14 protein-coding genes and 1 pseudogene are annotated in these 13,584 nt (G+C 60.8%); 2 read left to right on the top strand and 13 right to left on the bottom strand.

The features are described from left to right. Nucleotides 1-165: pseudogene (locus VOM14_RS23855) on the bottom strand (porin); the annotation flags it as partial. A gap of 58 nt (nucleotides 166-223) precedes the next feature. Beyond that, on the bottom strand, nucleotides 224-1,237 hold the full coding sequence (locus VOM14_RS23850) for an ABC transporter substrate-binding protein (protein WP_327631216.1): 1,014 nt from the start codon (nucleotides 1,235-1,237) through the stop codon (nucleotides 224-226). A 452-nt stretch (nucleotides 1,238-1,689) separates the two neighbouring features. Between VOM14_RS23850 and VOM14_RS23845 the strand changes: the two genes are divergently transcribed. Together VOM14_RS23845 and VOM14_RS23840 are read left to right on the top strand one after the other, a co-directional pair. Next, the gene (locus tag VOM14_RS23845) at nucleotides 1,690-2,022 is read left to right on the top strand and encodes a DUF3579 domain-containing protein (RefSeq protein ID WP_327631215.1); all 333 of its coding nucleotides are present in this window, start codon (nucleotides 1,690-1,692) and stop codon (nucleotides 2,020-2,022) included. 175 nt (nucleotides 2,023-2,197) lie between these two features. After that, nucleotides 2,198-3,532: a 2-hydroxycarboxylate transporter family protein gene (locus tag VOM14_RS23840; RefSeq protein WP_327631224.1), complete on the top strand. Its 1,335-nt coding sequence runs from the start codon at nucleotides 2,198-2,200 to the stop codon at nucleotides 3,530-3,532. A 54-nt stretch (nucleotides 3,533-3,586) separates the two neighbouring features. On the opposite strand, the gene VOM14_RS23835 is transcribed toward VOM14_RS23840, so the two are convergent. From VOM14_RS23835 to VOM14_RS23785, 11 genes are all read right to left on the bottom strand, one after another. After that, complete coding sequence (locus VOM14_RS23835) at nucleotides 3,587-4,303, bottom strand: MgtC/SapB family protein (protein WP_327631214.1); 717 nt, start codon at nucleotides 4,301-4,303, stop codon at nucleotides 3,587-3,589. Nucleotides 4,304-4,643: 340 nt separating this feature from the next. Further along, nucleotides 4,644-5,939 carry an Nramp family divalent metal transporter gene (locus tag VOM14_RS23830; protein WP_327631213.1) on the bottom strand — a complete coding sequence of 432 codons (1,296 nt, stop codon included), beginning with the start codon at nucleotides 5,937-5,939 and terminating at the stop codon, nucleotides 4,644-4,646. A 133-nt stretch (nucleotides 5,940-6,072) separates the two neighbouring features. Beyond that, a complete protein-coding gene (locus VOM14_RS23825) occupies nucleotides 6,073-6,831 on the bottom strand; it encodes a hypothetical protein (RefSeq protein ID WP_327631212.1) in 759 nt (252 codons plus the stop codon). Nucleotides 6,832-7,098: 267 nt separating this feature from the next. After that, a complete protein-coding gene (locus VOM14_RS23820) occupies nucleotides 7,099-7,365 on the bottom strand; it encodes a hypothetical protein (protein ID WP_327631211.1) in 267 nt (88 codons plus the stop codon). Nucleotides 7,366-7,881: 516 nt separating this feature from the next. Continuing rightward, on the bottom strand, nucleotides 7,882-8,898 hold the full coding sequence (locus VOM14_RS23815) for an alcohol dehydrogenase (protein ID WP_327631210.1): 1,017 nt from the start codon (nucleotides 8,896-8,898) through the stop codon (nucleotides 7,882-7,884). A gap of 211 nt (nucleotides 8,899-9,109) precedes the next feature. Then, on the bottom strand, nucleotides 9,110-9,334 hold the full coding sequence (locus VOM14_RS23810) for a hypothetical protein (RefSeq protein WP_327631209.1): 225 nt from the start codon (nucleotides 9,332-9,334) through the stop codon (nucleotides 9,110-9,112). A 379-nt stretch (nucleotides 9,335-9,713) separates the two neighbouring features. Next, nucleotides 9,714-10,547 (bottom strand): sugar phosphate isomerase/epimerase family protein, encoded by an 834-nt coding sequence (locus tag VOM14_RS23805; protein ID WP_327631208.1) that lies wholly within the window; start codon nucleotides 10,545-10,547, stop codon nucleotides 9,714-9,716. An 84-nt stretch (nucleotides 10,548-10,631) separates the two neighbouring features. Next, on the bottom strand, nucleotides 10,632-10,859 hold the full coding sequence (locus tag VOM14_RS23800) for a hypothetical protein (protein ID WP_327631207.1): 228 nt from the start codon (nucleotides 10,857-10,859) through the stop codon (nucleotides 10,632-10,634). A 445-nt stretch (nucleotides 10,860-11,304) separates the two neighbouring features. Next, nucleotides 11,305-11,928, bottom strand: coding sequence for a septal ring lytic transglycosylase RlpA family protein (locus VOM14_RS23795; protein ID WP_327631206.1), 624 nt, complete (start codon nucleotides 11,926-11,928; stop codon nucleotides 11,305-11,307). Nucleotides 11,929-12,053: 125 nt separating this feature from the next. Continuing rightward, nucleotides 12,054-12,893 carry a peptidoglycan DD-metalloendopeptidase family protein gene (locus tag VOM14_RS23790; protein ID WP_327631205.1) on the bottom strand — a complete coding sequence of 280 codons (840 nt, stop codon included), beginning with the start codon at nucleotides 12,891-12,893 and terminating at the stop codon, nucleotides 12,054-12,056. Nucleotides 12,894-13,162: 269 nt separating this feature from the next. Next, complete coding sequence (locus tag VOM14_RS23785; RefSeq protein ID WP_327631204.1) at nucleotides 13,163-13,435, bottom strand: hypothetical protein; 273 nt, start codon at nucleotides 13,433-13,435, stop codon at nucleotides 13,163-13,165. Nucleotides 13,436-13,584: the final 149 nt, after the last annotated feature.

Below are 13,584 nucleotides of genomic sequence, written 5' to 3'. Positions count from 1 at the left end.
GTTGCCCATGCCAATGACGTGATTGCCGTTCGCATCCGCATGCGTGCGATAAGTCGGGACGCTCAGGTCCATCAGGCCGTAAAGCTGCACGCTCGATTGCGCGTAGGCACCGCTTGCTCCGAACGCAGCCGCCGCGACCGCCAGCGAAAGATACTTATGTTTCAAGATCGTCTCCTCAAATTGAGTACTGTGTTGTGTGACGCGATATGCGCGCACTCACAACTTATTTGCCGCTGACAAACTCGTTCGTATAGGTCTTGCCGAGTTCGATATGCTTGCCTTTCACCGACGGATTGAACGCAGACAACACCTTGAGCACAGTGGCCGGGCCATCTGCCGGCATCTTGCCGTCCGCTGTGTACATGGGCAGCGAAGCCTTCAGCGCGCTCACGTAAAGCGGCTTGTCTTTCTGATAATCGTCGGGCATCTTCGCGGCGATCTCTTCCGCGCTATGCGTGTGGATGAACTGCATCGTGCGAACGAATGCATGCGCGAGTTTGGTCGCCTCGGCCTTGTGCGAATCAGCCCACGCGGCCTGCACATAAAGACTCGACGCCGGATAGGTGCCGCCCAGCGCCGCCTTCGTGCCCTCGACCGAGCGCATATCCACCAGCACTTTCGCTTCGCCGGACTTCTGCAACGCAGACGCCGTGGGCTCCGTGGTCATGCCCGCGTCGATGCGGCCTTGTTTGATCGCCGCGATAAAGCTCGCATCCGCGCCGACCGGCAACATCGTGTATTCCGTCGACTGGATGCCATGTTGGCTGGCGAGGTATTGCGTCAGAAAACTGGTTGACGAACCGAGGCCCGTCACGCCGAGCGTTTTGCCTTTGACGTCGCCCATGGATTTAAGCGTAGCGGCTGCTTTGGTCGACACCATTTCGACCTCGCCCGGCACCTGGCCGAACACGACGATCGCCTTGACGTCCTTGCCCTTGGTTTGCAGATCGATCGTGTGGTCGTAGAAGCCCACAACGGCCTGGACCGCGCCCGCCAGCAATTCGTTTTCGGCGTCGACGCCCGCGGGCTGGGAAAGCAATTCGACGTCCAGTCCTTCGTCCTTGAAGTAGCCAAGCTGTTCTGTCAGGCGGGCCGGCAGATAGATCAGCTTGGTGATGCCGCCCACCATGATCGTGATCTTGCCGCTATCCGCGGCTGCAGCGTGCTGCGAGGCAAGGCTGAACAACAGGCTGGAAGCAATAGCTATATGACGGAACACACTGGACTTCGGTCGCATCGATAGTCTCCATTATTGTCGGCAGCGAAGTGCTGCCTGTTTGCATCGATGGCGCGATTATGAAAGGTCCAATCCTTCCTGCCGCTTTCACGGAAACGCATTTTGCTTAGGGGATTTCCATGAGAGCGCACTGACTCTCCGTGCAAGCACAAAGGCATTGCAATCTGCAAGAGCCGCTTTCTATTGACCGACTGATAGAGCGCCTGGATGGCCAAAGTTCTGCATCAGGATTCCTGACTGATCGTTTGCCGTTCGATAAGCGGCATGCACGTCGCATAGTCAATGAATGTAGCGATTACCGCATTGCATCATGGAAAACCCGCATCATCAGTTGTGGCTATTGAAAGCGTCCAGAAGGTTCTACTCTTCTAGAATTCCACCATCGATCGGGCCAAACCCATCGTGCTTTCGACGCCGACCTTTAATGACCCGCAAGCCGCGATTTCCGCACCATGACTAGTGATGGCGTTGAACATTTTCTGATTCGCGGCGTGACGTCGCAGCGCAAGGTCTTCCGGCCAGGCGACTGGGCCGAGCGCTTGAGCGGCGTGATTGCGCTGTTCGTCAGCGAACGCTGTCCTGACAAGCGCGGCGTCGGTGCACGGCTCGCGATGCCGGTCGTGATGCAGGACGTCAAATGCCTGCGCATCGCGTACGAATTGCGGCATCTCTGCCCCGACGCATTTGACTTCGTGATGCGATTCGCGAGCGACAACGACCTGAGCGTCGATGTCTTCACTCTGGCGCATCAGAAGCACGGACAGGACATATCTTCCGTTACTTAGTTATCCGCATCGATAACAGAAATAGTGAAGCGCATGTGTTTAGCTGTGCCGCACACGCAGTCAGTTAGCGGACGCTACCGCAGAAACCGTATTGAATCGCGAGGCCGGTAATCACCGACGGCCCGCCAAATCCAGGAGGCACGCTGTGTCCACGACCCCAAATACTCCCGACCAAATGCCGCCAACACCCGCGCAGGTGTCGAACCAGCCAACGCGATTCTGGCCCGAAGGCTGGTGGAAGCTGATGGAGTACAGAATCGGCATCATCCCGTTGCCGGTGTATTTCGTTCTGCTCGCGCTGATCACCGGCTTTGCGGTAACCGGCAAAGTGCCTGGCGAAATTTCAATGGCGATCGCGGTGCTCGCGTTCTTCGGCTTCACTTGCGCCGAGATCGGCAAGCGTCTGCCGATTCTGCGCAATATCGGCGCGGCCGCGATCTTCGCGACCTTCGTGCCTTCCGCGCTCACTTACTATCACGTGTTGCCGAAGCCCATTCTCGGGCTCACGATCGAGTTTACGAAGTCCACCAACTTTCTTTATCTGTTCATTGCGTCGATCATCGTGGGCAGTATTCTCAGCATGGACCGGCGGCTCCTGATCAAGGGCTTTCTCAAGATCTTCGTGCCACTCGCACTCGGGTCGATCGCCGCATGCATGGTCGGTATCGCGGTCGGCGCCGCGTTTGGACTCGGCGTGCGTCATACACTGCTTTACATCGTCGTGCCGATCATGGCAGGCGGCGTCGGCGAAGGTGCGATTCCGCTGTCGGTCGGCTATTCGGAGATCATGCATTTGCCGCAGGGCGAGTTGTTTGCGCAGGTGTTGCCGCCGGTGATGCTCGGCAGTCTCACCGCGATTGTTCTCGCCGGCGCGCTCGATATGCTCGGCAAGCGGTTCCCGCATCTCACCGGCGAGGGACGCCTGCAAGTCGGCGAAACGGACGAGATGGACCCCGTCGAAGACGAGATCCGCGGCCATGTCGATGTCACGCATATCGCGGCGGCCGGTATTACCGCGATCACGCTGTACCTGCTCGGCCTGATGTGTCGCAATCTCTTCGGCGTGCCCGCTCCTGTCGCCATGCTGTTTCTCGCCGTGCTGGTCAAGCTGGCGCGCGCGGTCTCGCCGCAGTTGCAGGACGGCGCGTTCGTCGTCTACAAGTTCTTTTCGACCGCGGTGACGTACCCGCTGCTGTTCGCGATCGGCGTCGCCATGACGCCGTGGGACAAGCTGATTGCCGCATTCACGTTCGCCAATATCGTGACGATCGTCGCGACGGTGGCCACCCTAATGGGCACGGGTTTTCTGGTTGGCCGCCGGCTCAAGATGTACCCGATCGACACCGCGATCGTAAATGCATGCCATAGCGGCCAGGGCGGCACCGGTGACGTGGCGATTCTCACGGCGGCGAATCGCATGCAACTGATGCCGTTCGCGCAGATCGCCACGCGCATCGGCGGAGCGATTGTCGTCACGCTTACGCTGATCGTGCTTGCGCATATCGGATGAAATGTTGCGGACCACGGTCGCCGATGCCCGGCAACGGGCATCGCGCCCGTTTCGTCATTCCGTCGTACTCGGATTCCAGAACGCCTGGCGAATGTACGGCATGGCGGCAAGATCCCGGACAATGCGATCGAGCTCGTCGGAGTCGGCGGAGATAGAGAGCAACGTTGCCACGATTTCCACGTCCTCGTCGCCGAACGGCTCGACGTCGAGATCGCCCAGCGGGTAGTTAGCGCGTTCGAGCAGCGACTCCAACATTGCGCGTGCCTGCTTCTGCTGCTCGCCTGCAACGATCACACGCAGTTGATAGGTCACTTCGCTTGTCAGGTCTGAAATCGGTTTGCGGTTGATCGAATTGACCACAGGCCTCAGCAATGTATTCGACGCCAGCACGAAGAGTGCGACAAGCGCCGCCTCCGCAATCAGACCCGCGCCCGCGCATGCGCCCACGGCGGCCGAACCCCATAACGTGGCCGCGGTATTCAGCCCGCGCACGTTCAGACCTTCCTTCATGATCGTGCCCGCCCCGAGGAAGCCGACGCCCGACACGACATAGGCCGCTACCTGGGTCGCGCCCGGCGCGCCGTTGAGTTGATGCGCCATGTCGACGAAGGCCGCGGCGCCCACCGCCACTAACGTGTTCGTGCGCAATCCGGCTGTGCGCTGACGGTATTGACGTTCATAGCCGATAACAGAACCCAGCACAAAGCCCGTGACGAGACTGATGATCGAGTCGATAAAGCTCGCGGCGTTAAAGTGCAGAAGAGCTTGCATGTATTGTTCTCTGGAGATGGCGTTGCCAATGCGGCTGGGCAAGCGAGCGGACAAATCTGTCTGCATACGAATATGACACGTAGAGTGTTGCGAGGCCGTGAATTTCGCTGCGGTAGTAAAGGGGCCTCTCGCATTCGACGCAAGCGCGCAAATCCTGCATTTTCTTTCACGTACTGTCACCGCTGAAAGAATCGGGGAATGACGCATCAATTGTTTTTGTTTTGCTTAACGAATGGGTTGACTCTGCAATCGAGCCGAAGCGGAAGATGTACTCATCGATAAGGAGCCGCCATGCCGGTTTGGTAGGCTCTCTTTCGCCGCTCGGACCATCGCTTCCGGTTCAGGAAGCCAACATCAACCAGAACATGGCGATGGCGGCGGCGGCCATTGCGCACGTCGCCGCCCATCCGGCGACACGCAATCGCATGGAAAGAACGAACTTGCCCATGACCTCGGAATTCATCGCCATGAACATGATGAGCACCATGATCGGAACCGACACGACGCCGTTGATCACCGCGCTCCAGTAGAGTGCCTTCACGGGGTCGATTGGCGTGAAGCTGATCACGAGACCGATCAAAGTCGAGACTACGATAATTCCGTAAAAGCGCTTTGCAAGTTGCGGCTTTAAAGCGAGGCTGTTTCTCCAGTTGAAGGTGCCGGCCATTGCATACGCGGCCGAGCCCGCGAGCACCGGCAATGCAAGCAGCCCGGTCCCCACGATCCCGAGGCTGAAGAGCAGGAACGCGAATTCGCCGGCCACCGGTTTCAAAGCCTGCGCCGCCTGTGAGGAAGTCTGGATGTCGGTCACGCCGTGCGAGTGCAAGGTCGCGGCCGTGGTCAAGATAATGAAGAACGCGACGATGTTCGAGAAGCCCATGCCGATCGAGGTGTCCAGGCGAATGCGCCGCAAAGTGGACGCCCCGTGGTCAGGTGCATATTTCAACGCCCGCTGGCCGGTTTCAGCGCGCATCTCCTCGACTTCCTGCGACGCCTGCCAGAAGAACAGATATGGACTGATCGTCGTGCCCAGCACGGCCACCACGGTCGTGATGTAGTCGTTGGTCCACGATATATGCGGAAAGACGATCGTGGCCAATACCGTGTGCCACGGAATGCGCACGACAAATACCGTCGCGACATACGCAAAGAGCACGAGTGTCAGCCACTTCAAAACCTTCACATAGCTGCGGTACGGCACGAACACTTGCAGAAAAACGGACAGCAAGCCGAGCCCGACGGTGTAGACCCGTGTCGGGCCGCCCACGATCAGATTGACTGCGGCGCCCATCGCCGTCAGGTCGGCGGCGATGTTGATCGTGTTCGCGGCAAGCAGCAGCAGAACCGCGCTGTACAGCAACCACGGCGGATAGTGGCGCCGGATATTCGTTGCAAGACCATGACCGCTGACCCTGCCGACCCGCGCGCTGATGACCTGAATCGCCACCATCAGCGGATACGTGATGATGACCGTCCACAGCATGTTGAAGCCGAACTGCGCGCCCGCCTGCGAATAGGTGGCGATGCCGCTGGGGTCGTCGTCGGCGGCGCCGGTGATCAAACCGGGGCCGAGCTTTTCGAGCCAGGACTGGACCTCTGAATCGGACTTCTGCGACGGATCGATATTGACGTTCATCGGACGAGTGCTTGTCGTTGTTGTCGGCGAAGGCGGCTGACTGCAATAGTAGCGTGCCGCGCCCGGCTTTCAAATGCACTCGGGAGATGCGCCTTGACTTCATGCAGGGTGTCTCCGCAACAAAACGCCCTCGTCAGGGCCCTTCGACTGAAAGCTGGTAAGTCACGTCCTCCAGAAAACCGGGCATGGCCACCGCCTCGACATGAACCGTATGCCGTCCCGGCGACAGTGGCCTGATGATCAGCCAATAGCCGTCACTCACGGAATATCCGGTGCCTGTACTCGCCGCGCCGCTGTCCGCAAACCAGTTCCGCTGCGGGACGCTGAAATAGAACAGCGGCGACTGAACGCGAAAAAGGCTGGCCCTTTCTTGCAGGCCGGTCACGGAAATTCCGTCGACGGAGGCATGCAGACTATGCGGAAGGACAGAATCCGCGAGCGACTTAGCGCAGACCCTGCAACTTGCGTCGTCGGTGCACGGACTGGGAAGCAGCTTCGGCGCCGTCTCCAGACTCGAACACTCGGCGCTCAGCAAAGGCACCATCAGGTAACGGCCGGCCGGCACTTTGCATTGTTCGATGACTCCGACGTCCGGCGTGCCATAGGCGGGTTCCGCCAGAAACCAGACGGGTCCGCTCTGACCGGCTGCACAAGACTGTCCGGTGGCGTAAAACGTGGGATTGGGAAGCTGATTGCCAAAGGGCAACGCCAACATCCATTGCCACCATGCCGCGGACCATTGACCGTAAGTCATTCCCTCCACGACCTGCTGCGGCGGCACGACAGCCGGGCTCTGGACTTGTGCCCACAGCGTCGCGGCTGGATACAGCAAGACAGCTGCAACGATTAGAAGAGTGCGCCGGAATCCCGCACGTATCGCGTGATAGTGCATCGTAACCTCCATCAATGTACTGTTCTTGTTCCGAACCATCGATTCGGCCGCTCACGCGGCATGAGGCTGGGCTTTCCGATCTGAGTTATGGTTGATCAAAAGTCTGCGGAATTCCCCGCCCACGCACCCGGCGCAGTGCGCTAATGCTTTATAGTCCCGTCATCTTAAGGATAACTGATGTATTTGCGGTCTACGGAAGGTTAACCATGACAAGCCGTCCGATCGCTATATCGCGGGCGGTCCGGGCCGGTCGTGTTCATCTGCGATTTATGGTCTACCTCGGGCCTGCCGATGCGCCAGCGCGACAACCTTTGCCGAACCGCTCAATGTTGAAGCTGTCACGGACGACTGCGGCGTCACTTCGGAGAGTATTGAAGTCGTGGAAAATTCGACTGTCAATGATTCTTCGCCGGCCTCCAGCCATGATTTGAGATCGGGACTCTTCCCTCGTATCAGGAACATCAGCAGAACCACGGCGATAATGACATGGAGCCAGAAGGCGGCTAGCTCGAAGCCCGCATATTCGTGTCTCATGTGACGCTCCAACTCAAGCTGTAAATCGCTTACCGTGCGCCTGGAATTTGAACGTGCACTGACGCATTGCGTGTGAAGCAGTCAGCATCTTCTAGCGTAGCCCACGCTACTTACAAACAGACACGCCCAGCCACACCCAGCCACACCCAGCCACGCTTATTCACGCTGTTCAGCACGCCATTCGATTGGCTCCGTCTGATGTCTGAAAGCACGTGGAAAGTAAATATTCAGCCACTAGCTATATTCGGCGATGTGATGAACGCTATCAGTCAATCGATAACAAAAAGACGACCGTTGCATTACCTATATCCAAGACGATTACGCACCATCGATAATTAAAAAGATGCGTGTGCGAAGGCCTTTTCAGATCGACGAAAAAGAACGGCGCTTTTGCCAGGCCCGGTGGATAGAACCGAAGCGACACGCAGACGAAATCATTGGCAACGCAAAAAAAACGAAGGACCGCGTTTGCGCAGCGCCTTCGTCAAAGTAACCAGTTTTCAGACCCGCGTCGCCTCACGCCATTTTCAGCACCACACGGAAACGCGCTTCTCCGCTCATCATCCTGTCATACGCTTCGGCCGCGCGTTCGAGCGGAAACACCTCGATCATCGGCTTGACGCCGGAGAGCGCGCTGAACGCCAGCGTGTCCTGCGAATCGGCGGAAGTGCCCGAGGGCCAGCCCTGAACCGAATGGCGTCCCATGATGAACTGCGTAATGGGCACCTCAACGGGTTCTTCCGACACGCCGACCATGATCATCTTGCCGTTCAACCCCAAGCCGCCGATCGCGGCGCTCATGGCTTTGCCGCTCGTGACCGTGGCCAGAATGACCCGCGCGCCGCCGAGCTTGCCGAGCGCTTCCGGAACATTTTGCGCGGAGCTGTCGATGTAGTGATGAGCCCCGAGTTCTTTCGCGAGCGCGGCCTTGTCCTGCCCACGCGCGATGGCAACGGTGTTAAAGCCCATCTTGCTCGCGAACTGAACGCCAAGATGCCCGAGGCCGCCGATACCAAGAATCGCCACGACATCCCCCGCCCGAGCGCCGCTATTGCGCAATGCGTTGAACGTGGTAATGCCCGCGCACAGCAAGGGCGCGGCATCGGCGTCGGCAAGCTCGCCAGGAATACTGGCGAGCGCCTCGACCGGGGCCACGATGAACTCGGCATAGCCGCCGTCATAACTGATGCCCGGCATCTGCGCTTTTTCGCAAAGGACGAAGTCGCCCTGACGGCAGCGGGCGCACCGGCCGCAATGGCCGCCATGCCAACCGACGCCGACACGCTGCCCGGGCGACCAACCTTCCACGCAGGCCCCGAGCGCATCGACGACTCCGGCTATCTCATGTCCCGGCACGCGCGGAAATTGCAGACCCGGCCAGTGTCCCTCCTTGGTCAGCGAATCGCTGTGACATATTCCGCACGCCTGAACCTTGATGCGAACCTGCCCTTCGCCCGGCTCGGGAATATCCCGTTCGACGAGCTGCAAGGGGCCTCCGGCGGATTCGACCTGTACAGCCTTCATCTTCGGCATGAATGTCACCTCGCTGGTCATCGATAGGGTCGGTATGCCGAAGGGCTGTCGCATTCACACGCGCCTCCGGCACGAAACCGGCGTTCAGCGCTTTTCTGACGCAGCACCGGGATCAGCGCCCGACACGCGAGCGCGAACTCATTGACCATAGTTGAAAATCCAGCCGAATCCAAACCGCCCGGCTATCGGCGAGCGGCGCCCGGCCTGTGCGTCAGTGCTGACCGGCGTTCAGCAGCATCCACATCTGCCGCTCGGGCGGCCCAGCGAGAATGCGCGCAAACACCGCCCGGCATCGGACGCAGGTGTAGTGTTCCTCGACGCGCTCATCCTTGACCGCTCCCGCGCCGTTGAACGTGAGGTCTTGATGGGGAGGTTCGACGGCAGGCTGCCCGTAGAGGTCGGCGCAGCGGGTGCAAGGTTGAATCCAGATTTCCATGTCGGGGTGTCAGTAGTTGCGAGTTGCCGTGGCCGACAACTCAGTAAATCTGCGAGTAAATCTGCGAGTGAATCTGCGGTTGCGCGACTGGCGATGCCGCCAGGTCCGGCGCGTCATCAACGCGAGCATCTTGCGCGAATACTTCGTTGATAACGAATTCTACGGGACGAAGGCACTCGCGGACGAACTCGGCAGTGCGTCGAGCGTTTTCGTCAGACGTGCTACGAAGACGCGCGGACACGAAGTCGCAATGATCGACAGCCCGCCCGCAGCGTTCGAGCCGCGGGCTGCCGTCAGCATCGACCGTGCAGGGCTTTCGCTTGCGTCGCTTGCCGTGCTGGATGGCGTGAAGCTGACCCGCCAATCGATTCGATTGGCATCAGCGGGCCGCGTAGGTCCGCGCAAGCACAGTCAGGCTCGCCTCGCGCAGCTTGCGCGCGCGTTCGACGGCGGCCGCGCTTTTCGCCCACTGCTGCGTCGGCACTTCGATGCTAAGCGGCAAATCGCCGGGAAGCGCGCGCAGAATGCCAGCGAGGTCGATGCCGCCCTCGCCCGGCATCATCCGCTCGCAGCGCGCCTGAAAGAGCAGCGTGTCGAGATCGGCCGGCCGCTCGGCGGGCGCGTCGCAAAACTGCAGGTAACCGAAGTATTCGCGCGGCAATGCAGCGAGTTCCTCCGTTGACGAAGCGGCGCGGTCGAAGTGAATCGGATCGACGACGAGCCCCGTATTGCCGCGGCCCGCGGCCTTGACGACGCGGGCGCCCTGCGTGATGTCCTTCACTTCGGTCCACGGCATCGGTTCGAGCGAGGGCGAAAGTCCGAGCGGTTTCGCGAGGTCGCAGAGTTGCGCGAGCCGCTCGGCCATGCGTGCTTCGTCGGGATCGTTGCCCGCCACGAGCACATAGCGCGCGCCGAGTTCCGCGCCCGTTTCGAGCATGGGCAGGTAATCGGCGACATGCGTCCCGGGTTTCAGCCGCACGATCTCGATGTCGAGCACCTTGACGCCGGTATCGCGCAAGCGCGCCCGCGTCGCACGCGTCAATGGCGTATTGCCGACGATGTCGTGCCGCACTTCCTGATTCGTTGCGGGCAACAGGCGCAGGCCGACGTAGTCGTAGCCCGACTCTGCCGCGCATTCGACCATCTCCGGCGGCGTCAGCTCCAGCACGGTCAAGGCGGCAAGCGAAAACTCGCGCGGGGTGCTTCGCGTCATGTCGTTTCCTCGTGCCCGATGGCGATCACTCGACGAGCGCGTTCAGCGAGCTCGCAGGCCTGACTCGCGCTTGTCGACTTTGCTTCACGACAGCGACGCGAGCATGATCGACAACCTTCTGACATGCGCCTTGAACGCATCGTTCGCTTCGCGGTCGGTTGTCGGATTCAGATGTGAGGTTTCGGCCAGTTGGACCTGTTCGTGGAAATCGTTCGCGACCGCGCGCCGTGTGTCCGGCGGCAGCGACCGTACGATGGACACCAATAAGGCTTCTTCGGCGTGAATCAGGCCCAGAATCGAATGCGTATCCATGGAAGAGACTCCGTTGAAGGCGTCGTAGGTACAACTGTAGTACACGTCGGCCTGCTGCCGGTCTCCAGTTTCCATGCGCGCCGAACCGGCGGGCGCGGGTATAAAAAAAGGCGTCGTCCTGTGAGACGACGCCGTACAAAAAACATCACACGCTCGAAGGGGCTGCCCTCACGAGTAATCAAAAAGTAACCGCTGGGAAATGGTTCCTCAAGACGAAAGAACTTCCTTTGTAACCAGGCGCGCGGTAGTTATTACGGGGAACCGTCCGGTAAGGCGCACCAGCACGGCATTGCGTGCCGGATCAATAAGTTACGACGAAAGCGCACACTGTTAGCAATTTACAGACAGCGATGATTTGTTACAGTCCGCATTGATACAGTCGGCAGGCGCTGCGACCCGACACGGGCTGCACGGTTCAATGCGCACGTGGATTTTCACGCGATTTTCACGCTGTCGCGTCTCCGCAGCGACGCGCGCCGCCCGCGTCGCGCGTGGGCGCAATGTGTTCGAGCCTGACCGGCGCGCTGCCCGCCGCGCGCACGCCGAGCGCCTCGGCGGCGGCATACGACAGATCGATGATCCGCCCGCGCGTGAATGGGCCGCGATCGTTGATGCGAACGACCACCGAGCGCGCGCGGCCCAGCGCCGTCACCCGCACGCACGCGCCGAGCGGCAACGTGCGATGCGCGGCGGTCATCGCGTGCATGTTGTAGCGCTCGCCGCTCGCGGTGCGGCGACCGTTGAACAGGTTGCCGTACCACGAGGCGACGCCCGTCTGCGAAAAGCGCTTGTTGCAGGCGCACGCCGGGACGATGGGCGAATCGTCATCCGTCGATTGGCGCTCTCCGGCAGACTCGGGCCGCGCAATGTCGGCGCTTTCGTCGATACGAGTGTCGGACCGCGGCGGACGTTGTGCGGCGCTTTCCAGTGTGCGCATACCGGCCATGTTGCCGTTCGCCCCGGTGGGCGCGAGCACCGGTTGCGCGCAACCGGCAAGCGTCAGGGCGGCCAGCGTCATCGACAATAAAGCTGAAAAAGAGCGGCTGGATTTAATCAAGCGAAGGATCATGAGTGTCGCCTCGCACGGCGCGTTGCATCCAGCAGCGCGCCGCATCGAGTCCGGTTGTGGGAAGCGGCGATGCCGCGAAAACGCCGGCGGCCTTCGTGGCCTCACAGCGGCGCTTGATGGCCTGCTTAGCGATGATTGGGAAGGTAGTTGAGCGGATCGACGGGTTTGCCGTCGTCGCGCACCTCGAAGTTCACCAGCGCGTCGCCCGTGGCCGCCGACGCCTGAGCAATCGGCTGCCCTTTCTTGACGAGCGCGCCCTCCTTGACGAGCAGCGCCTGGTTGTTGCCGTAAGCAGTCAGCAGATGCGCGTCGTGCTTGATGATGATCAGCCGGCCATACGACGTCATGCCGCCGCCCGCGTACACGACCTTGCCGTTCGCGGCCGCTTTCACCTGCTCTCCGGCGCGAGCGGCGATCGTGATCCCGCGGGTTTTTCCGGCGACGAACGCGCCCTTCAAAGCGCCGTCAACAGGCCACGCGAGCCTTGCTTTAGCTGCGCGGGATGCAGCGGAAGCTGTGTCCACGCGCTTTTCCGCCGCCGCGGCCGCATGCGTGGCCGTTGCCGCCGGCGCGCTCTCGGGCGGCGCGGGAGGCCCGACACGCAACATCTGTCCGGCGAGTACCGCGCCGCCCGCGGGCAGATGATTCCACTGCCGGAGTGACGAAACATCGTGGCCGAACTCGTGCGCGATGGCCGTCAGCGTATCGCCTCGATTCACGCGATAGAACCCTGCGGCGACCGCCGGTTCGCCCGACGCGGCAAGCACGCTGCCGGTGCCGCTGCCGGTGCCGGTGCCGCTGCCGTTAGTCCACGCCGATATCGGATCGGCCGACGAATCGCTGGTCGGCGACTCGTTGCGCGATTGCAGCGGCGCGCCCCACGAAGGCAGCGAGCAGCCGCTGAGCGCGGCCGCCAGTGAGAACGCGAGCAGGATCGGAATGGCCGTGTCGGCGCATCGGGGCATACAGATTTTCATTGGAGAGAGGCAGGAATTCGTGATGCGACGAAGCGGCGTTTCGGCACTTGTGATGCCTCGCGCGGCGTGACGGGCAACGAGCATTGCAATCGAAGCGATGCCGGTCGCCGCCGCCCTCACCGTCGATAACTAAACGGCTTAGAGGTTCGCCGCTATGTGCGGAACAGATACAGGGCGAAGTGTGGGCCGATGTTGCACACGTGTTGACATGCACGCATCGGCCCGCCTCTTCACCGGTTGACTAACCGGCGCGAGACTTACGGCTTGGCCGGCGCTGCTTCGTCGCCTACGGGTGCGGCGCTTTCGTCGGCGCTAGCAGCCGATGCCGCATGCTTGTGCGCGTGCTTGTGCTTTTTCGTGTGCTTCTTCGCGTGATGGTGCTTGGCGGCCGGCTTTGCTTCGTGCGAAGCGGCAACGGCTTGCGACGCTTCGGCGGCGGGCGCCGCAGTGGCGACCGGTGCGGACGCTTGCGCGAAAGCGGCGATCGAGAACAGACCGGCGACGGCGGCGGCGAGAAGTTGCTTGTTCATGACGGTAATTTCCTTTACGTGTACGTTGACTGACCGATTGTGGGTCGCGTGTTCAACGAGTGCCGGAAAGAACCGTTGACGGCATCAAGAGAAACTCTGCATTCCTTGACGATTTGTGACGCCTTTGAACAAAGGCAAGTCACATGTGC

The sequence above is a fragment of the Paraburkholderia sp. MPAMCS5 genome (assembly GCF_036016995.1).
Classification (GTDB): Bacteria; Pseudomonadota; Gammaproteobacteria; order Burkholderiales; family Burkholderiaceae; genus Paraburkholderia.
This window is presented reverse-complemented; position numbering and strand designations above follow the sequence as displayed.

What these genes read in the sequence shown, in the direction of transcription:
- VOM14_RS23810 (WP_327631209.1), bottom strand. Translation starts at nt 9,334, where the DNA reads ATGGAAATCTGGATTCAACCTTGCACCCGCTGCGCCGACCTCTACGGG.
- VOM14_RS23845 (WP_327631215.1), top strand. Translation starts at nt 1,690, where the DNA reads ATGACTAGTGATGGCGTTGAACATTTTCTGATTCGCGGCGTGACGTCG.
- VOM14_RS23795 (WP_327631206.1), bottom strand. Translation starts at nt 11,928, where the DNA reads ATGATCCTTCGCTTGATTAAATCCAGCCGCTCTTTTTCAGCTTTATTG.
- VOM14_RS23815 (WP_327631210.1), bottom strand. Translation starts at nt 8,898, where the DNA reads ATGCCGAAGATGAAGGCTGTACAGGTCGAATCCGCCGGAGGCCCCTTG.
- VOM14_RS23820 (WP_327631211.1), bottom strand. Translation starts at nt 7,365, where the DNA reads ATGAGACACGAATATGCGGGCTTCGAGCTAGCCGCCTTCTGGCTCCAT.
- VOM14_RS23800 (WP_327631207.1), bottom strand. Translation starts at nt 10,859, where the DNA reads ATGGATACGCATTCGATTCTGGGCCTGATTCACGCCGAAGAAGCCTTA.
- VOM14_RS23785 (WP_327631204.1), bottom strand. Translation starts at nt 13,435, where the DNA reads ATGAACAAGCAACTTCTCGCCGCCGCCGTCGCCGGTCTGTTCTCGATC.
- VOM14_RS23825 (WP_327631212.1), bottom strand. Translation starts at nt 6,831, where the DNA reads ATGCACTATCACGCGATACGTGCGGGATTCCGGCGCACTCTTCTAATC.
- VOM14_RS23805 (WP_327631208.1), bottom strand. Translation starts at nt 10,547, where the DNA reads ATGACGCGAAGCACCCCGCGCGAGTTTTCGCTTGCCGCCTTGACCGTG.
- VOM14_RS23835 (WP_327631214.1), bottom strand. Translation starts at nt 4,303, where the DNA reads ATGCAAGCTCTTCTGCACTTTAACGCCGCGAGCTTTATCGACTCGATC.
- VOM14_RS23830 (WP_327631213.1), bottom strand. Translation starts at nt 5,939, where the DNA reads ATGAACGTCAATATCGATCCGTCGCAGAAGTCCGATTCAGAGGTCCAG.
- VOM14_RS23850 (WP_327631216.1), bottom strand. Translation starts at nt 1,237, where the DNA reads ATGCGACCGAAGTCCAGTGTGTTCCGTCATATAGCTATTGCTTCCAGC.
- VOM14_RS23790 (WP_327631205.1), bottom strand. Translation starts at nt 12,893, where the DNA reads ATGCCCCGATGCGCCGACACGGCCATTCCGATCCTGCTCGCGTTCTCA.
- VOM14_RS23840 (WP_327631224.1), top strand. Translation starts at nt 2,198, where the DNA reads ATGCCGCCAACACCCGCGCAGGTGTCGAACCAGCCAACGCGATTCTGG.